We start from the raw sequence: 19,090 nt of genomic DNA, 5'->3' as shown, positions 1-19,090 counted from the left end.
TACTGATATGAATAATTATAGATGTATTAGTACTTTTGGCGAGTAGGTTTCAGGCTGGTGTGGCAAGTTGTGAAATGCTTAACTTAAATAAACATATTTTTTCATAAAAAAGCCGGCGTAAGCCGGCTTGCTATATTGATTAAGGGTGATGAGTTACAGTTGTGGGCCTGCGCTTATCAAGCCTTTACCTTCTTCGTTATCAGTGTATTGCTCGAAGTTCGCAATGAAGCGGCCAGCCAAGTCTTCAGCTTTTGCTTGCCACTGCGCAGGATCTTCATAGGTATCTCTTGGATCTAGAATTTCTTGCGCGACTCCGGGCAATGAGGTCGGTACTTCAAGGTTAAAGATAGGCAAAATTTTGGTTTCAGCTGATTCGATTGAACCATCTAAAATATCATCAATGATGCCGCGCGTATCTTGAATTGAAATGCGCTTACCTGTGCCATTCCAACCTGTATTTACCAAGTAGGCTTCCGCGCCTGCTGCCTCCATACGTTTAACGAGTTCTTCACCGTATTTGGTTGGATGCAAGGTTAAGAATGCGGCGCCAAAACACGCAGAAAAGGTAGGCGTAGGTTCGGTGATACCGCGCTCAGTGCCGGCAAGTTTAGCGGTAAAGCCTGACAAAAAATGATATTTAGTTTGCGCCTTGGTTAATTTGGCAACCGGCGGTAAGACGCCAAAGGCGTCGGCGGTTAAAAATATCACTTTGTTGGCGTGACCAGCTTTAGAGACAGGTTTAACAATGTTAGCAATGTGGTGAATGGGGTAGGAGACCCGAGTGTTTTCTGTTTTGCTGCCGTCATCGTAATCGACGCTGGCGTCATCATTTACCGTTACATTTTCCAGTAAAGCATCGCGTTTTATGGCATTGTAAATATCTGGTTCAGCCTCTTGGCACAAGCGAATAGTTTTGGCGTAACAGCCTCCTTCAAAATTGAAGACGCCATCATCGTCCCAGCCGTGCTCGTCATCCCCGATCAAGGCTCGTTTAGGGTCTGTGGATAACGTGGTTTTTCCGGTCCCTGATAAGCCAAAGAAAATGGCGGTGTCGCCTGTTTCTCCTACATTGGCAGAACAGTGCATTGATGCCATACCTCTGAGCGGTAAAAGGTAGTTCATCATGGCAAACATGCCCTTTTTCATTTCCCCGCCATACCAAGTACCACCAATAATTTGCACTTTTTCGGTCAGGTTAAAAGCAATGAAATTTTCTGAGTTCAGGCCGTGCTGTTGCCAGTTAGGGTTGGTCGTTTTCGAGCCGTTCATGACCACAAAGTCTGGTTTAAACTGTTCCAGCTCTTCAGCGCTGGGTCGAATGAACATGTTGGTAACAAAGTGGGCTTGCCACGCTACTTCAACAATAAAACGCACCGCTAAGCGCGAGTCTTTGTTGGCTCCGCAAAAAGCATCAACCACGAATAAGCGTTTATTGGAGAGCTCACTCGTAACTAACTGCTTAAGATCTTGCCACACCGCTGGGGAAATTGGTTTATTGTCGTTTTTGCCTTGGTCAGACCACCAAATAGTGTCTTGGCTGACTTCGTCTTTAACAATGTATTTATCTTTCGGAGAGCGACCTGTGAAAATCCCTGTGTCCACAGCAACGGCACCGGATTCGGTTACCTTACCTCGTTCAAAACCGGTTAAATCTGGTTTCGTTTCTTCCTTGAACAAAGTCTCGTAAGAAGGGTTGTGAACAATATCAACTACACCAGTAATGCCATATTGCGCTAAGTCTGTTGCACTTAATAGAGTCTTTTCAGCATCGATAACTGTCATATCATGTCTCCTGGCTACTTTAAATTGGCTGCATTGTCTATTTCTCATTCTACTCCCTTGGAGGTAGAAAAAGTGGATGCAAATCAAATTCCAATATATTTAGTAGGGATAAATAGCCAGAAAACGATGACTGTGCTGAAAAATTCCTAGTGCTTTATATTTTCATCTGTTTCCACCCGGTTTTCTGCAGTAAACAAACCTTCGACATCAACAGCGTCGAAGTGATAACTGCTTTGGCAATACTCACAATCCATGGCGATTTCACCTTTTTCTTTAATGATGTCTAGTAACTCTTCCTTGGCTACTGATATCAGGGCGCTTTCGCATTTGCTCCGTGAACAGCCACAAACAAACGTGACATTTTGTGGTTCAAATAAACGCACTTTTTCCTGATGGTACAACCGGTAAAGTAGCGATTCTGCATCCAATGAAAATAACTCTTCAGCTTTCACCGTCTCAGCCAAAGTCGTCACATGAATAAAATCTTGCTCATGACTTTCGCTTGCTGCAGGTAGCTTTTGTAATAATAGACCAGCCGCTTGTTTTTGGCCGTTTTCAAGGCCGGTTTTTAAGATTAATTTTGTGCCAAGTTGTTCTGATTGCTCAAAATAATTCTCTAGGCATTGCGCCAGAGTATCTCCGGTCAGTTCCACTACGCCTTGGTAGCGCTCCCCCTCGTTCGGCGTAATGGTGATCAGTAAGAAACCTTTACCAATCATTTGCTGTAATGTGGCATCGTCTGCCGGCGCTTGTTTGTAACGCGCTACGCCTCGCAGAGCCTGTTTGTTATCGCCATTAATCGTCGCCATAGTGACGTCACCGTCACCTTGTAGTTGTACATTAATATGGCCATCAAACTTGATGGTAGCGGTTAATAGGCTTGTGGCGACCAGCAGTTCTCCCATCAGTTGCTCGATGGCCGGAGGATATTGGTGGTTGCGAAGAATGTCTGCGTAGGTTTGTTGCAGCTGCACGAGTTCGCCGCGTACTTCGTATTCTTCGAATAAAAAGCGATGTAGTAAATCTGTTTGGCTCATTAGGCTCTCCAAGGTGTGTTAACCACCGTTGTGCTGTGATTTGGCTTTAATTAATTCTCTGCGCTGTTTTTTATCCGGGCGCTTGTCTGGGTGCGGTGCATTGAGCGCACTCAGTTTTCTGAGTTCGGCGTGTTGAGCACGGCGCTTAATACTGGACTCAGTCTCTTGGTACATTTGTTGTGCTTCAGGTGCGCCGCGGCGTTTATCATTAATGGTTTGGATGATAACTTGTTTTTCTTCATTGCCTTGGCGCAGTAATACTGTTGCGCCAACCTCTACCACTTTACTGGGTTTTGCGCGCTGGCCATTATAATGCACTTTCCCGCCTTGGATCATGTCTCGAGCCATACCTCGGGTCTTATAGAAGCGAGCGGCCCAAAGCCACTTATCGAGTCTGACTGTTGTTTCTTGTGTCATAAGCTAGTAACTAAGTATGAATATTTCGGTTAGATATGGTGTCTTCTTCACTTTTTATCAAGTCTGAATGTCCCAGGGCTTTTATGTTTTTTACATCATGTTAAACTCGGGTTATTGATAAGTATCTTAAAGATGGTTCGGCAAAAACACTCAATCACAATAGCTTTACTGAAAACTTAGCTATTATTTCTTATTTTTCGCCTGCGATCTCTCATTACCCAGTTATTCACCTTGAGTCTTTGTATTTACTCGCGGTAGTATCGGGCTATCGGCAGGATGCTGTGTTGTACTAAATTAGGAATGTTGTAAATGGATAAGTTATCCGAAGCGCTGAAGCGTTTAAATAGCTTGCCTCAGCAAAAGCTTTCTTCCATTGCTTTTATGACTTTGCTGTTGCTGCTATGTTATCAGATGGCTAATTTGACTTGGTTGTTGATGCCAACGCCTGAGCAAAAAGCCGCCCCATGGCGCCCTGAGCCAGTCAGAACTACGCAATCGAGCCAACGATTTGACGTGGCTGCACTTCGCTCGATAAATATGTTTGGTGTATTTAACCAACAAAAAGCCGCGCCCAAAAAAGCCACCAATACTCCAGCCCCGAAAACACGTCTGAACCTTAAGCTTACTGGCTTATTGGCATCAACCGTGCCGGCTAACGCGATCGCAATCATCGAAGAAAGAGGTTCACAAAACACCTATTTCATTGGTTCTAAGATTGCCCGCACGGGCGCAGTCTTAAAAGAGATATATAAAGACCGCGTGATAATCGAATACAACGGTAAACGTGAAACCTTGATGCTCGATGGCGAGTCTTACAATAAGAAACCTGCGCGCCAACCTTCTCAAGCCAATAAGCGTAACTTAAGTCGCCCGATGCCTGCCAGTCAGCGTAAAAAGATTGACGTTGGTGTGAGTCGCGAAGAGTTATTGTCTGACCCAGGTAAAATTACCGATTATATCGCCATTTCTCCGGTTCGTAAGCAAGGTGTTTTAATGGGTTACCGGGTCAATCCAGGAAAAAAATCGAAGCTGTTTAAAGCTGCTGGATTGCAACCTAATGATCTTGCCGTTGCTTTAAACGGTATAGATTTAACGGATTTACAACAATCGATGGCATTGATGCAACAATTGCCTCAGATGACAGATATAACATTGTCGGTAGAGCGTGCGGGCCAATTGCACGAGCTATATTTTAGTCTGCCGGAATAATAAGAAAAGTTGGAGTAATTTGGGATTATGAAATTTTCAGGGAAAGGCCGTACATTGAAGGCCTTATTTGCGGGGATTATACTCGCAGCAAGTGCCAACTTATCTGCTGCTGAGTATTCTGCCAGCTTTAAAGGCACCGACATTCATGAGTTCATCAATATTGTAGGTAAGAACCTCAACAAGACCATTATTATAGATCCTGCTGTACGCGGTAAGATTAATGTGCGCAGCTATGACTTGCTTAATGATGAACAATACTACCAATTCTTTTTAAACGTACTGGATGTGTACGGTTTTGCCGTTGTAAAAATGGACAATGGCATCCTTAAGATAATTAAAGCGAAAGACGCAAAAGTATCGGCCATTCCGGTCGTAGACGGCAAAAACCCTGGTCAGGGTGATGAAATGGTCACTCGAGTAGTCCCCGTTCGTAACGTTTCGGTACGTGAATTAGCGCCCTTGCTACGCCAGCTAAACGATAACGCTGGCGGCGGTAACGTGGTGCACTACGACCCATCTAACGTGATCATGATTACGGGCCGCGCAGCGGTGGTAAATCGTTTAGTCGAGATTGTTCGCCGGGTTGATAAAGCCGGTGACGAAGAAGTGGATATTGTTAAATTACGTTTTGCCAGTGCGGGTGAAATGGTACGCATTTTGGAATCAATTCAAAAACCTGCATCAGGCGGTAAAAACACTACCCCCAACTTATTAAAGCCAAGAATGGTCGCGGATGAACGCACCAACTCAATCATTATCAGTGGTGAGCCAAAGGCTCGTCAGCGCGCGGTACAACTCGTGCGTCAGCTAGACAGCGAATTAGAAACCAGCGGTAATACCCGTGTGTTTTACCTCAAGTACGCCAAAGCTAAAGAAATGGTGGACGTATTAAAAGGCGTCAGTAAGTCGATTGAAGTAGAAACCAAAGCGGCTGGCGGCAAAGGGGCAACTAAGAGTACCAGTAAATCCAGTCTAAGCATTGAAGCTCATGAAGGCACCAATGCGATTGTTATTACCGCCCAACCGGATGTCATGGGATCTCTTGAGAATGTTATTCGCCAGCTAGATATTCGCCGTGCTCAGGTTTTGGTTGAGGCTATTATCGTGGAAGTTGCAGAAGGCGACGGTATTGGCCTTAGCGTACAATGGGCCACAATGGCCGGTGGTACCCAGTTCCAAAACAACGGTGCGTCTTTGGGGGATATTGCAGCGGGTGTGTACGAAGCGCGACCTGAAGAAGGCTCTACCATCATTAACAGTGACGGTACGACTACCCAAAACCCTGATACTAAAGGCGATGTATCAGCATTGGCGGGTGTGTTAAAGCAAATCAGCGGGATGGCTGTGGGTTATGTGGGCAACGATTGGGGCGTAGTGTTACAAGCCATTGCTTCGTCAACGGGCACCAACATCCTAGCAACGCCAAGTATTACAACCTTGGATAACCAAGAAGCCAGCTTTATTGTGGGTGACGAAGTACCTGTTAAAACGGGCTCTGCCGCAAGTTCAGGCAACGACAACCCATTCACCACGATTGAGCGTAAGAAAGTGGGTATTCAGTTAAAAGTGACGCCGCAAATCAACGAAGGTGATGCGGTGCAGCTGATTATTGAACAAGAAGTTTCTAACGTGAACGGTAACACCGGCGTTGATATCACCTTTGCAACACGTGCTGTGAAAACCACGGTACTGGCAGACAGCGGCGATACCATCGTTATTGGCGGCTTGATTGATGAAAGTATTCAAGAAAGTGTCGATAAAGTGCCACTACTGGGTGATATTCCATACCTAGGTAACTTGTTTAAATCGACCAGTAGCTCAACCAAAAAGCGTAATTTGATGATCTTTATTCGTCCTACCATCATTCGTGATAGTAACAAGATGGCGAGCCTAAGTTCACGCAAGTACAGCTTGATGCGTGCGGTGCAACTGAGCCAGCAAGAAGACGGTGTTAACTTGATGCCAAACACTGATGTACCTGTGTTACCTGAGTGGGGCCAAAGCCCTGAAATAAACCCTGAAGCATTTGATTTCACGCGTAAGAACCGCCGCGCGCCGGAAAAAGCGTTTAACGAAAAAGCAGAAGAAACTCAGCAAGCGAACCCTATCGCAACGCCAGTACCGACAAGAGTACCAACGCCTGATCCACGTAATTTCCAACAGGGAGCTCGCTAATGAATACTCCGCTAACTGAAGATGCAGCTTTAGCGGATGAAGTACCTCTCACCGAAGAGGAAGAGGTAACTTCTGGCTTGCTGCCATTTGTGTTTGCTAACACCCATGGTGTGGTGTTAGCTAACGAAGAGTCCGGTACCGTGCTTTATTGCAAGCAAAGCGTTAGCCCTAGCATTTTGCTAGAAGTGCGTCGCAGAGCCAGTGGAAGCTTCCAAGTGGAAGTTTTGCCGGATGACAAATTTGAAGCTACGTTAACCGAAACGTATCAGCGTGACTCGTCAGAAGCCCGCCAGCTTATGGAAGACATAGGCAATGAGGACTTTTTTGCGCTAGCGGAAGAGTTACCGAGCGACGAAGACTTATTAGAATCAGACGACGATGCGCCTATCATAAAGCTGATCAATGCCATGCTCAGTGAAGCAATTAAAGAAGGCGCCTCGGACATTCACATCGAGACGTTTGAGAAGTCCCTGGTCATTCGTTTTCGGATTGATGGCGTATTACGTGAAATCCTTACCCCGCAGCGTAAACTTGCGTCGTTATTGGTATCGCGTATCAAGGTTATGGCGAAATTGGATATTGCCGAAAAGCGTATTCCACAAGATGGTCGCATCGCCTTACGTATCGGTGGTCGCGCAGTAGATGTACGTGTTTCAACCATGCCTTCTAGCCATGGTGAGCGCGTCGTTTTACGTCTGTTAGATAAAAATGCGGTGAAGCAGTTAGCTGAGCTGAACATGACAACGCGCAACCTAGAAAACATCAAAGGGTTGTTGCGTAAGCCTCACGGCATTATCTTGGTAACAGGCCCAACGGGCTCGGGTAAAAGTACCACCTTGTACGCGGGCATTTCTGATATCAACTCTAAAGACCGTAATATCTTAACCGTAGAAGATCCGATTGAGTACGTGCTTGAAGGCATAGGTCAAACGCAAGTTAATAACAAAGTAGACATGACCTTTGCTCGCGGTTTAAGAGCCATTTTACGTCAGGATCCCGATGTTGTTATGATTGGTGAGATCCGTGATCTTGAAACCGCGCAAATCGCGGTGCAAGCGAGTTTGACCGGTCACTTAGTATTATCTACCTTGCATACCAACACCGCTATCGGTGCCCTCACGCGGATGCAAGATATGGGCGTTGAGCCTTTCTTACTGTCTTCCAGTTTACTGGGTGTTTTAGCCCAGCGCCTAGTGCGTACCCTGTGTCCTACTTGTCGTGAGCCACACGATATGACACGCAAAGAAAAGTCGATGATGGGTTTGCCGGAAGACGACGATATTCAAGTATTTCGTGCGAATGGCTGTGAAGAGTGTAACCACTCTGGTTATAAAGGCCGTACTGGTATCTATGAGTTACTGGTGATGGATGACGAAGTACGGGAACTGATTCATGAAGGTGCCAGCGAGCCGCAAATTGAAAAAGCGATTCGTGCGCATACGCCGAGTATTCGTGGTGATGGCTTATCAAAAGTGTTGGCGGGTGTGACCACCATTGAAGAAGTGCTTAGGGTGACAAGGGAAGGTTAACCATGGCAGCTTATGAATTTAAAGCCATAGATAAAAAAGGCAAACAGACCAAGGGTATCCAAGAAGCTGATACGCCAAGGCAAGTACGCCAAATTTTACGTGAGCGCGGCTTAACGCCAATTGAAGTCTCAGCCAGCGCTGAAAAGGTTAAATCAGGCGGCAAAAGTCGCGGTTTTTCATTCAAACAAAAAATCTCTACGTCTGAGTTAGCGCTTATCACGCGTCAGTTGTCGACGCTGGTCGCTTCTTCTATGCCAATTGAAGAAAGCTTAAAAGCAGTTGGGGAGCAAACCGACAAACCTAAGCTGAAATCCATGGTATTGGCCGTTCGCGGACGTGTTTTAGAAGGCTACACCTTAGCCGATAGTATGCGTGAATTCCCCCATATTTTTGATGATCTTTTTTGCGCCATGGTGGCCGCCGGTGAAAAATCCGGTCACCTTGAAAAAGTGCTCGACCGACTAGCGGATTACACCGAGCAACAGCAACAAATGCGCAGCAAAATGATGCAAGCGCTGATTTACCCCATCATGTTGACCTTAGTAGCGGTTGGCGTGGTATCCATTCTACTGACGTCTGTTGTGCCGCAAGTTGTTGGACAATTCGAGCACATGGGTCAAGAACTTCCAGGCTCGACTCAGTTCTTGATCGCCAGCAGTGACTTCTTACGCGACTTTGGTTTGTTTATCGTCATTGCTGTTATTGGCGGCATTATCGGTTTAAAGCAATACCTTCGCAGTGAAAAGAATCAGCTCAAATTTGATCGTTTATTACTGACGGTACCTGTTGTGGGCAAAGTAAGTAAAGAACAAAATACCGCTCGATTTGCCCGTACGTTGAGTATTTTGAACGCCAGCGCGGTGCCCTTGCTAGAGGGCATGCAAATATCTGGTGAAGTGCTCAGCAACTTATTTGCACGGGAAAAAGTGGGCGAAGCTACCGACTTTGTGCGTGAAGGTACCAGCTTAGGCGCTGCCTTGACGAATACGAAGCTGTTTCCACCTATGATGCTACACATGATAGCCAGTGGTGAGCGAAGCGGGGAGTTGGATGCCATGTTAGAGCGCGCGGCAGACAACCAAGATAAGCAATTTGAAGCACAAGTAAACGTGGCATTAGGGGTGTTTGAGCCTGCGCTAGTAGTCACAATGGCGGGGGTGGTATTGTTTATTGTCGCCGCTATCTTGCAACCTATGCTAGCACTGAATAACATGGTTGGCGGTTAATTGTTTTAAGCGTTTATATCGTAATCGAATTACGTTTTTTTATATGGGCAACACCTGTTTACAGGTTATTTAAGAGGATAACTTAATGAAAATTAAGTCTAACAAGCAACAAGGTTTTACCTTACTTGAAGTCATGGTTGTTATCGTGATTTTGGGCGTACTTTCAGCAATGGTAGTACCAAACTTACTGGGTAATAAAGAAAAGGCCGATGAGCAGAAAGTAAAATCTGACATTATTGCATTAGAAAATTCATTGGATATGTACAAGTTAGATAATGGTCGCTACCCATCAACGGATCAAGGTCTAGAAGCTTTAGTAAACAAGCCGGACGGTTCCCCTGAGCCGCGTAACTATCGTGAAGACGGTTACATCAAACGTTTACCAGAAGACCCATGGGGTAATGATTACCTGTTAACCAGTCCTGGTGAAAATGGCAAAATCGATATCTTCTCTCCTGGCCCTGACGGTGAAGAAGGTACTGATGATGACATTGGTAACTGGAACATGGATAAGTAAGTTGACGCTATGGCACGTTCACCAATCACACAAGCAGCGGGTTTTACCCTACTAGAAATTATGTTGGTGATCGTGCTTATGGGCTTAGCCTCCAGCGCGGTTGTGATGACCCTGCCGAGTAACGGCGGTTATAAGGAACTGAAACACGAAGCGCAAAGGTTCAGTTCATTTGTTGAGTTACTGAATGATCAAGCCTTAATGACCAGTCGTGAGCTGGGTATTTTGGTCGATAAACGCACATACGAGTTTGTATTTTACGAGCCGAAAAGCAAAAAATGGCAGCCATTACCAAGAGGCAAGTTTAATACCAAAGTAGAATTACCTGAAGAAATGCAATTAGAGCTCACCCTATCTGGCTTCGCTTGGGATCAAAAAGACGAGCAAGAAGAGTTATTTGACGAGCCAGAAAGTGCATTTGATGAAGACGAAGAGGTGATAGAGCCGCAGCTTTATATTATGTCTAGCGGTGAAGTAACGCCTTTTAAACTGCGTTTTCAGTCCGCTGAAGATAAAGAACTGTGGTTAGACGTAGATGTAAAAGTGACGGGTGCTTTGCAGATCCTTGAGCAAGATGAGGAAGACGCATGAGACTCGCTAAGCAAACGGGTATGACTTTATTGGAAGTGATGGTTGCGCTGGCGGTATTTGCTGCGGCTGGTTTAGCAATTATGAATACAGCCAGTGAGCACGTACGTAGCTTGAGCTATCTACAGGAAAAGACATTTGCTACTTGGGTTGCCAGTAATCAGCTGGTGCAACTTAAGCTAGAAAAAAAATGGCCTTCAGGCACTTGGATAAAGGGCAAATCAGAAATGGCCGGGCAAGACTGGTATTGGCAATGGCATGGCGTAGAAACAGGGGATCCTGCTTTTAAAGCATTAGACATACAAGTAGGGCAGGACGAAGACTTTGAGTCTTACGTGACTGAAATTAGAACCTATGTTGCCCGTTAAACCAGCCAAAGGTTTTACCTTATTAGAGATAATGATCGCCATCGCTGTTTTTTCAGTGTTGAGTATGGCGGCATACCAAGTATTACAAGGGGTAATGCGCAGTGATGAGCTGTCGCGTAACCACAGCGATGATATTAAACAGCTACAACGAGCCATGCTGATCATCGAAAAAGACATGACGCAGATGGTTGCACGAACCATACGCAATGGCGGTGGCCCAGGAGAAAGCGTGATCCGGGCGGGTAAATACATCGCTGAATCAGAATCTGATGGCATAGATTTTGTTCGTTTGGGCTGGTCGAACCCGAAAGGCCAGTTGCCACGCTCTAATTTATTACGGGTGGCGTATCGCGTCAGAGAAGACAAGCTAGAGCGTTTGTACTTTTTATACCCTGACAGCATTTCTGGTCAAGAACCGGAATCTCAGGTGTTGATTGAAGGCGTTAATAGCTTAAAGCTGCGTTATTGGAAAAGCAGTTGGCAAGAAACGTGGACCGAAAAAGACACTTTACCTGCAGGCGTAGCGTTTGAGCTAGAGCTTGAGAAGTACGGTAAGATTAGCCGTTTATTCTTAACCCCTGTGGGCAGTATTGTGAAAGAGAAGCCCCAAGTACCTGATGATCCATCTCGGGTTGAAGATCCTGATGAAGAAAACGGGGGCTCAGAGAATAACGATGGCAACGACTCTTCTGGTGGTAACAATGGTACCGGCGGGGGAAGCCTAGGAAGGCGCTAATGCAGCAGTTTAAAACAAAACAGTCTGGAGTTGCATTAATCACAGTACTGCTGATTTTAGCGGTGATGGTCATCGTCGCGACGAATATGACTTCGCGTTTGCAAATTGGTTTGATGCGCACAGAAGGACAAGTGTTAAGTCAAAAAGCTTATTGGTACGGTCAAGCTGCGGAAGCTTTTGTGGGCATGACGCTCAAAAGTACGTTAAACGATGATGACGTCGTGAGCTTAAGCCAAGCATGGGCGACCTCAGGCATGAGCTTTCCGTTGGATGGCGGCAACATATCGGGAAAAATCACCGACATGCAAAGCTGTTTTAATCTCAATGCGCTGGACGTGGAAGATAAAACAGACGGCAATAAGGCATTGGTAGCACAGCAATTTCAAGCCTTATTAGAAACCCTAGGAGTGGAAGGCTACTACGCTGAGCAAATCACGGATTCAGTGCGAGACTGGGTTGATAAAAATGACCAAGTGGTGAGCAGTCAAGGGGCTGAGGACAGTTTTTACGAAGCGCGGGGCGTGCCTCACTTGGCCGCCAACGCCGCCATGGCCCATGTGTCTGAGTTTCGCGCGATTCAAGCCGTAAGCGCCGGAGTTTATGACAGAGTAAGCCCATATTTATGCGTAGTACCAGACAAAGATTGGATTTTAAATGTGAACACGGTGTCGCCAGAGCAACCGGCTATTTTCCAAGCCATGTTTACGCCTCGTTTAAGTGCTGAGCAAGCACAAGGCTTATTGGACGAGCGACCGCAAAACGGTTGGTCGACGAAAGAGGATTTCTTTGCCGCTTCATCTTTAGCTGGCATCGATTTCCCCGATGAGATAAAGAAACAAGTGGATGTAAAAAGCCAGTATTTTGAACTGCAAGGGGTGGCTGAGTTTGACGCTACCCAAGTGGCACTACAGGCTTTATTTAGAGCTACAAAACAAGAAGTTGTGACGCTAAGGCGTCAATATGGAGGCGTTCAGTGAGTGAACGATTAGTCATTCGCTTAGGCAGTGAAGCCAATCACCCTGTTAGTTGGTTAGTGTGGTCTACAAGCGAACATGAAATTATAGCATCGGGTGTATTGCCCAGTGCTAAGCAGCTAGAGCAGTTGCATGAAAAAGTCGGTGGTCGCCCTGTTTTAATCTTGGTGCCAAGTAATGACGTGTTACTGACTAAGGTCGAAGTGCCCGGTAAAGTGACGCGCCAATTTCAGCAAGCCATTCCTTATATGTTGGAAGAAGAGCTAGCGACTGATGTTGACCAATTGCATTTCTCAATATTGGCGGTGGACAATGGCTTTGCGCACTTGGCTATTGTCGAACATGTCAAAATGGCCAAGTGGTTAGATTGGCTGGATCAAGCTGAGCTGAATTGTCGTCAATTTATCCCTGACGTGCTTACATTGCCAACCGAAGAAGGACAATGGAGCAGCGTTAAGTTAGAGGATGAGTGGTTAATTCGCCAAGATGAATACACCGGCTTTAGCGCCGATGATGGTTTGTTACCACTTATTTTGGGCAAGTTGTTACCAGAAGATGAATCGCAAGAAATCGTTGCGCACTCTGATCTTCCAGCCAATGTCGCAGGCGAATGGCGCCAAGGCCAGATTGAGCTGCCAATGCAGTTGCTTGCTCAAGGTGCGCTAAGTAGCAAGCTAAACATCCTTACTGGTGATTACAAGCCGCAAAAAGAATCTTCTCGTAACTGGGGATTGTGGCGCAATACAGGTATTGCTCTAGCAGCCTGTTTAGTGCTGGCGTTAGTAATTAACTTTCTCCAGTTGCAACAACTCAAAGCAGAAGAAAAAGCCTTACAAGCGCAAATTAAACAGGTCTATGTGCAGCTATTTCCAGAAGAGAAGAGTATTCGCTCCGCACGTATTAAAGCTTCATTTAAACGCCATTTAAATAACTTGGGCGGCGGTTCTGATCAGTTAAGCTTTTTAAGCATGTTAGATCAAGTTAGGCCCGCATTTAAAAAAGTTCCTAACTTTAAGCCTGTGTCACTGCGCTTTGACGCCAATAAAGCTGAATTAAGGCTACAAGTTCAAGCGAAGAATTATTCTGACTTTGAAACGTTTCAAGCTTCTATTCCAGATAGTTTCACCGTCAAACAAGGCGCGATGAGCAATAAAGGCAGCATGGTCACAGGCACTTTGACCATAGGGGGTAAAGGATGATGGAGAAATGGAACGAGCTTGCACCTAGGGAGCAAGCCCTGGCGATTATCTCAGCCATCGTGTTGCTTGCTGCGGGGCTTTACTGGGGCCTTTACGCTCCGATGAGTGAAGAAGTAGCCTTGATGGAAAAGAAAGTTGCCAATCATCAAAAAACGTTAACTTGGATGAAAGCGAACGGCCAGAAAGTGGCAGAGTCAAAAGCGCAAAACCGTCGCCCGAGTGGCAACGTCAACTTGAATCAGGTGGTGGGACAAAGCGCACGTAATGCCAGTATCACCCTCAGCCGGATCCAGCCTAAGGGCAAAGATTTGGAAGTGTGGATTGACAATATCGAGTTCAATAAGCTGTTACATTGGTTAGATCAGTTAAGCAGCCGTTACGGGGTCAAGGTCATTAATACTGACTTAGCTACGGGCGATGCGCCGGGCACAGTGAAAGTGCGTAAATTGCACTTAGGAGCCGCGGGATGAAAATTAAACTTATCCTAATGTGTATTGTCGCCTACTTGGTGTTTCTCGTGGTGAAAATGCCGGCAAGCTTTGCACTGCAGTTTTTGCCTGAGTCCTCTGGCGTCAAGTTATCCAATGTATCTGGTTCTATTTGGCAAGGGCGAGCCAGCAGCGCGTTTATTCGCGGTGAGACCATTGACGGCTTAGAGTGGCAGATCAAACCGTTTAATTTGTTTTGGGGCTCTTTGGCAGCAGACGTTAAGTTTGGCAGCAGACAAGGCATTGCCGGAGAAGGCGGCGTCAGTTACGGTTTAAGTGGGGCATCTGCCAGCGATCTTAATATCACTATGCCGGCTAGCAAAGCAATGAAATACATCACTTTACCTATGCCAATCAAAGCTTCTGGCATGCTGGATTTAACCTTGCATTCCGCGTCTCAAGGCACGCCTTTCTGCAGCGATTTAGACGGCGTTTTATTTTGGACAGACGCTGATGTTAAAGGGCCGATGGGGCAAATTGCTTTGGGCGATCCAAAAGTTAAGCTAGGTTGTGACCAAGGCGGTTTAACGGGCATTATCGATCAAAAATCAGACCACTTAAATTTGAATGCCAAGGCTTTTTTGGCTGATGTTGCGCAGTACCGTGTAGAAGGTGAGTTAACGCCAGGCAAAAGCTTAGATCCAAAGATTGCTCAAGGCTTACCGTTTATTGGTGAGAAAACCAAAACTGGCAGCTTCTTGATTAAACTCAATACGATTAAGGGTTAAGCAAAGCGATAAAAAATGCAACGCTTACCCTATACCAACGCCGCGATGAACGCGGCGTTTTTTTTGTCTTTATTAAACTGGCCTATGACACCATGATTTTATTTGTCGTTGTTATTTGCCGGGTTGATTAACGCTTGGAATTCATCGATGCTGGCAAAGTGTTGAAAGCTCTTGGCCACGAGTGATGAGTCGGGCGTATTGATAGCGATTAAGTGTGCAATGCCAAACGTTTGCGCGGCTTGTAAAATCAGTTCGTTGTCATCAATAAAAAGGGTGCGAGCAGGATCAAAACCTAACGCTTGCTGCACCTGTTGCCACAGACTCTGCTCTTCTTTAGGTTGACCAAAGCTATGGGTAGAAATGACGTCATCAAGGTAACCACAAAGCTGAGTTTTTTCGTTCTTGACCCTTACGCCCTCAGGGTGAGCGTTGGTTAACAGTACGCGGCGTTTGTTCATTGAGCCTAATTGTTGCAAAAACCACAGGGCGTCTTTACGCCAAGCAATTTTGTCAGAGTTTAGGTGTTGTATCTGGTAGATATCTAGCCCTAAGGTGTGGGTCCAAAAATCGTAACAATACCAACTCAAACTATCTTCTACTTGATTATACTTTTGCTCAAGGGCGATTTTTGCTTGGCTCAAATTGAGCTGATTTACTTTGGCATACTCTTGCGGCACGATGTGATTCCATAAATGGTTATCGTAGTGCAAGTCTAATAAAGTGCCGTCCATGTCCAATAACACGGTATCAATGTTCTGCCAGTCAATCATGGTGTTCCTTGTTAATATCTGATATTAATGGAAATACATTTAGCGCTAGTGTAGCTTTTGTTATTCAATAGGGCGAGCCAATGACAGTATCTCAAACCGACCCGCAAGGGTGCAAACCTGAGCCAGAAAAACCCACAATCGTGCAGCGGCAAGTCGTGGCAAAAAGTCGTTTTTTTCAAATTGAATCGTTAGATCTCAAGTTTACCAATGGTGCAGAGCGCCAATATGAAAGAATGGTAAGCAGAATGCATGGCGCTGTTATGACAGTGCCAATTGATAATCAAGAGTTATTGTTAGTGAGAGAGTACTGCGCTGGTACCCATAGTTACACGTTAGGGTTTCCAAAAGGTTTGATTGACCCGGGAGAAAGCCCGGAACAAGCCGCTAACCGCGAACTAAAAGAAGAAGCGGGTTTTGGCGCTAAGCAACTGACGAAATTAAAAGTGCTAGAGTTAGCACCGGCTTATTTTGCCAACGCCATGACCATCTTTGTGGCCCAAGACTTATACCCTGAGCAACTTGCAGGCGATGAGCCTGAGCCGCTAGAACTGATTCGTTGGCCACTAGCCCAAGCAAACGAGTTATTACAGCAAGATGACTTTACCGAAGCGCGCAGTGTTGCGGCTTTGTTATTAGCACTAAATTGGTTGCCACAATCGGGCTCGTTATAAGTTATAGTTATTTAAGCAAGTAAAGCGCTTGTTTAAGGCATTGATTTTTGTGGTGAGGAGACAGTATGCAAGCAATTGATTTATTACCTTCGGCTTGTGAATTTGCGCGTCAAGCGGGCGCCATAATCAAAAAAATCTACCTTGAAAAGAATTACGAAGCGCTGACCAAGTACGACGATACCCCTGTTACTAGCGCTGATATTGCCGCTCACGAATATTTGGTCAAAGCTTTTACAGAGCTTACCCCTGACATTCCGGTATTATCTGAAGAAGCGGCTGACATCCCGCTATCACAGCGCGAGCAGTGGCCAACGTATTGGCTGTTAGATCCACTTGATGGCACCCAAGAATTCATTTCTCGCAGCGGCGACTTTGCCACCATTATTGCCCTGGTGCATAACAATGAACCGATTCTTGGGGTCATTTATGCGCCTATCTCTGATGTTTGTTATTACGCCGTAAAAGGCCATGGTGCGTTTAAGCAAGTGGGTGTGGCTGCGCCAGTGTCTATCTCAAGCATGCGTGATAAAGCCAATCCTAAACAGCTCACTATTGCGGTCAGTAAAGTACAATCATTGAGTAAAATCAGCAGCCTACTTGCACCAGCTATGAACTACATTATGCTGCCATTAGGCTCGAGTTCGTTAAAAAGCTGCTTGGTTGCAGAAGGAGCGGCAGATTGCTACATCCGTGTTGGCCCTACGGGAGAGTGGGACACGGCAGGTGCGCAATGTATTGTCACTGAAGCCGGTGGCAGTTTGTGTTGTTTGCAGCTTAATGCCCTGAGTTATAACAAGCGTGAAAGCTTAGAGAACCCTAACTTTATTGTGATGGGGGATGCCAGTTTACCTTGGCAAGATATTATCGTAGCGCAGTAGCTTAGAAAGGGCTGTCTTTGGCTAGCCCTTGGCATAATTGCTCAATGGCTAGGATCAAAGCGGATTTAATGATTTGTTGTTGGCGAGCGAGTTGCATTTCATATAACGCGCGGTCTGAATCATCGTCCGGGTTTGCCAGTTCGAGTGATGATAGCGTCATGTCGCAAATACAATTCAAGCTGGCAATTTTCTTTACGATCTCTTGATCAGTAAATTGAAACTCATTACTCGATTGGTTCAAAAAGTCTTTCAGTTGCGTCAGCAGCTCAATATCTTGATACACCTTGATATCAATAGCGCCAAGACTGAACAAAACCTTCAAGCGAATACTGAGATCACCCAGCGGGCCCGAGCTATCTAGCAGCGGGCCTACTACTGACTTCACCATAAAATCATCTTTACGGAATACGCGGTTGATCAAACCATCTACCGCTTGCTCAATGGCAGTCACTGTCATCAAGGTAAAGCTGCGCAGCGACGTGGCGTCGTACAATTGTTGTAATAGGTCTGTATCTTGTTGTTCTGTCATATCTTTGCTCTTAAGTCGGCACAAGGAAAATGAAGAGGAGCTGGCTCCTCTTCAGGCTTGGCTGTTCTATAAGCTGTTGTATATATTTTCAATTTTGATGGCAATAACACTGTTTTCAGAAAGGCCTGAATAGTGTGCTAGCGTTGCGCGCAGCCCATGTTGTTGTAAATGCGCCTGTAATTCAACTGCTTGAGGGTCATTTTCATTAACATATTTAAATGCTGCAGCGATGCCTTTTAATAAAGCCCTGTTCTCAAGGCCATACTCTAAGGTGCCAAGAAGTGGTTTTATTAACCTATCATTAGCGCCTAACTTACGAATAGGTTGGCGACCAACCCGCTCGATTTCATCTCTTAGGTATGGGTTTGAGAAACGGCTGATGATCTTGTCGATATATGCATGGTGCATATCACGGTCAAAACCGTAACGATTAATCAGTACCTCACCACTTTGTTGCATTGCGGTGCGTACTTGCTGGCGAATATCTTCATCTTCAATGGCTTCTTTAATCGTGACATGGCCTTTTAACGAGCCTAAATAAGCCGTAATGATGTGGCCAGTGTTTAAAGTGAAGAGTTTACGCTCCACAAACGCCATCAGGTTATCTGTGGTTTCCATGCCTTGAATTTTCGGTACGCTGCCTTTGAACTGACCTTTATCGACAATCCATTCACTGAAGCTTTCTACCGTAACCTCTAAAGGGTCTTCGTTGGCAGCGGCCGAAGGCGGCACAATACGATCGACGGCTGAATCAACAAAACCTATCAGTTGCTCTGCTTGCTCTGCATGTTCTGAACTTAAGTAATTCATTACCTCTGCTTTTAGGTGGCTGGTACCGCGCACCATGTTTTCACAGGCAATCACATTAAGAGGAGTTAGATTACCGGCTTCAAAGCGTTTAGTCAGTCCTTGGGCAATCGTTTGCGCAATGAGGTCTAACACGTTGGGCCCAACGGCAGTGGTGATTAAATCCGTTTTCACAATCTGTTCAATCAGTGCTGGGCTGGCCGAGTTTACCGCCGTTACATGGGTCACGGTATCTACTTGGCAGTGGCTGCCAACGACTTTGACCTTGTACGATTGCTCGTGGCTGAGTTGGTCTATTAGTGGTGCGTTGACGTCTGCAAATGTCACCGCCACGTTAGCGTCTGCTAATACTTTACCAATGAAACCTCTGCCAATGTTGCCTGCGCCAAAATGTACTGCTTTCATGATGTCTACCTCAAATTTAGGGTGTGCCAGACCTAATGGAAAGGAGTGGCCTGACACATA

20 protein-coding genes are annotated in these 19,090 nt (G+C 45.7%); 14 read left to right on the top strand and 6 right to left on the bottom strand.

Features of this window, described 5'->3' with window-relative positions; all coding sequences use genetic code 11:
- Window positions 1-153 precede the first annotated feature (153 nt).
- The 3 genes from pckA to hslR all read right to left on the bottom strand — a co-directional run bounded on the left by pckA (window position 154) and on the right by hslR (window position 3,236).
- Entirely contained in the window at window positions 154-1,782 is a 1,629-nt protein-coding gene (pckA, locus tag D1Z90_RS02540) for a phosphoenolpyruvate carboxykinase (ATP) (protein WP_119909149.1), read from the bottom strand.
- A 146-nt stretch (window positions 1,783-1,928) separates the two neighbouring features.
- A complete protein-coding gene (gene hslO, locus D1Z90_RS02535; RefSeq protein ID WP_119909148.1) occupies window positions 1,929-2,819 on the bottom strand; it encodes an Hsp33 family molecular chaperone HslO in 891 nt (296 codons plus the stop codon).
- A gap of 18 nt (window positions 2,820-2,837) precedes the next feature.
- Window positions 2,838-3,236 (bottom strand): ribosome-associated heat shock protein Hsp15, encoded by a 399-nt coding sequence (gene hslR, locus D1Z90_RS02530; protein WP_119909147.1) that lies wholly within the window; start codon window positions 3,234-3,236, stop codon window positions 2,838-2,840.
- Window positions 3,237-3,545: 309 nt separating this feature from the next.
- Between hslR and gspC the strand changes: the two genes are divergently transcribed.
- The 12 genes from gspC (at window position 3,546) to D1Z90_RS02470 (ending at window position 14,970) form a co-directional block, all read left to right on the top strand.
- Window positions 3,546-4,445, top strand: coding sequence for a type II secretion system protein GspC (gene gspC, locus D1Z90_RS02525; protein WP_119909146.1), 900 nt, complete (start codon window positions 3,546-3,548; stop codon window positions 4,443-4,445).
- A 27-nt stretch (window positions 4,446-4,472) separates the two neighbouring features.
- A complete protein-coding gene (gene gspD / locus D1Z90_RS02520; RefSeq protein ID WP_119909145.1) occupies window positions 4,473-6,620 on the top strand; it encodes a type II secretion system secretin GspD in 2,148 nt (715 codons plus the stop codon).
- Complete coding sequence (gspE, locus tag D1Z90_RS02515) at window positions 6,620-8,149, top strand: type II secretion system ATPase GspE (RefSeq protein WP_119909144.1); 1,530 nt, start codon at window positions 6,620-6,622, stop codon at window positions 8,147-8,149. Before gspD ends, gspE begins: the two co-directional genes overlap by 1 nt.
- 2 nt (window positions 8,150-8,151) lie before the next feature.
- Window positions 8,152-9,375, top strand: coding sequence for a type II secretion system inner membrane protein GspF (gspF, locus tag D1Z90_RS02510; protein ID WP_119909143.1), 1,224 nt, complete (start codon window positions 8,152-8,154; stop codon window positions 9,373-9,375).
- A gap of 85 nt (window positions 9,376-9,460) precedes the next feature.
- Entirely contained in the window at window positions 9,461-9,892 is a 432-nt protein-coding gene (gspG, locus tag D1Z90_RS02505) for a type II secretion system major pseudopilin GspG (RefSeq protein ID WP_119909142.1), read from the top strand.
- Between the two features lie 9 nt (window positions 9,893-9,901).
- On the top strand, window positions 9,902-10,480 hold the full coding sequence (gene gspH, locus D1Z90_RS02500) for a type II secretion system minor pseudopilin GspH (protein WP_119909141.1): 579 nt from the start codon (window positions 9,902-9,904) through the stop codon (window positions 10,478-10,480).
- The gene (gene gspI, locus D1Z90_RS02495; RefSeq protein WP_232525181.1) at window positions 10,477-10,845 is read left to right on the top strand and encodes a type II secretion system minor pseudopilin GspI; all 369 of its coding nucleotides are present in this window, start codon (window positions 10,477-10,479) and stop codon (window positions 10,843-10,845) included. Before gspH ends, gspI begins: the two co-directional genes overlap by 4 nt.
- On the top strand, window positions 10,832-11,581 hold the full coding sequence (gene gspJ / locus D1Z90_RS02490) for a type II secretion system minor pseudopilin GspJ (RefSeq protein ID WP_119909140.1): 750 nt from the start codon (window positions 10,832-10,834) through the stop codon (window positions 11,579-11,581). Before gspI ends, gspJ begins: the two co-directional genes overlap by 14 nt.
- Window positions 11,581-12,558, top strand: coding sequence for a type II secretion system minor pseudopilin GspK (gspK, locus tag D1Z90_RS02485; RefSeq protein ID WP_119909139.1), 978 nt, complete (start codon window positions 11,581-11,583; stop codon window positions 12,556-12,558). The genes gspJ and gspK overlap by 1 nt, the downstream gene beginning before the upstream one ends.
- The gene (gspL, locus tag D1Z90_RS02480; RefSeq protein WP_158587033.1) at window positions 12,555-13,754 is read left to right on the top strand and encodes a type II secretion system protein GspL; all 1,200 of its coding nucleotides are present in this window, start codon (window positions 12,555-12,557) and stop codon (window positions 13,752-13,754) included. The genes gspK and gspL overlap by 4 nt, the downstream gene beginning before the upstream one ends.
- Window positions 13,751-14,224: a type II secretion system protein M gene (locus tag D1Z90_RS02475; protein ID WP_119909137.1), complete on the top strand. Its 474-nt coding sequence runs from the start codon at window positions 13,751-13,753 to the stop codon at window positions 14,222-14,224. The genes gspL and D1Z90_RS02475 overlap by 4 nt, the downstream gene beginning before the upstream one ends.
- Entirely contained in the window at window positions 14,221-14,970 is a 750-nt protein-coding gene (locus tag D1Z90_RS02470) for a type II secretion system protein N (protein ID WP_119909136.1), read from the top strand. The genes D1Z90_RS02475 and D1Z90_RS02470 overlap by 4 nt, the downstream gene beginning before the upstream one ends.
- A 98-nt stretch (window positions 14,971-15,068) precedes the next feature.
- Here the strand turns inward: D1Z90_RS02470 and yrfG are convergent, their stop codons facing one another.
- Window positions 15,069-15,740, bottom strand: coding sequence for a GMP/IMP nucleotidase (yrfG, locus tag D1Z90_RS02465; protein WP_119909135.1), 672 nt, complete (start codon window positions 15,738-15,740; stop codon window positions 15,069-15,071).
- Between the two features lie 80 nt (window positions 15,741-15,820).
- On the opposite strand from yrfG, the gene nudE reads away from it, so the two are divergent.
- Both nudE and cysQ read left to right on the top strand, forming a co-directional pair.
- Entirely contained in the window at window positions 15,821-16,411 is a 591-nt protein-coding gene (gene nudE, locus D1Z90_RS02460) for an ADP compounds hydrolase NudE (protein WP_119909134.1), read from the top strand.
- Window positions 16,412-16,476: 65 nt separating this feature from the next.
- Window positions 16,477-17,289: a 3'(2'),5'-bisphosphate nucleotidase CysQ gene (cysQ, locus tag D1Z90_RS02455; RefSeq protein WP_119909133.1), complete on the top strand. Its 813-nt coding sequence runs from the start codon at window positions 16,477-16,479 to the stop codon at window positions 17,287-17,289.
- 1 nt (window position 17,290) lies between these two features.
- Here cysQ and D1Z90_RS02450 read toward each other — a convergent pair whose 3' ends face one another.
- Window positions 17,291-17,818 (bottom strand): MltR family transcriptional regulator, encoded by a 528-nt coding sequence (locus D1Z90_RS02450; RefSeq protein WP_119909132.1) that lies wholly within the window; start codon window positions 17,816-17,818, stop codon window positions 17,291-17,293.
- A gap of 66 nt (window positions 17,819-17,884) precedes the next feature.
- Window positions 17,885-19,030 (bottom strand): mannitol-1-phosphate 5-dehydrogenase, encoded by a 1,146-nt coding sequence (locus D1Z90_RS02445; RefSeq protein ID WP_119909131.1) that lies wholly within the window; start codon window positions 19,028-19,030, stop codon window positions 17,885-17,887.
- Between the last annotated feature and the right edge of the window lie 60 nt (window positions 19,031-19,090).

The organism is Motilimonas pumila, from assembly GCF_003596335.1.
Taxonomy (GTDB): domain Bacteria; phylum Pseudomonadota; class Gammaproteobacteria; order Enterobacterales; family CBDFNC01; genus Motilimonas; species Motilimonas pumila.
The sequence above is the reverse complement of the archived record's forward strand: the minus strand, read 5'-3'. Positions and strand labels throughout refer to the sequence as shown.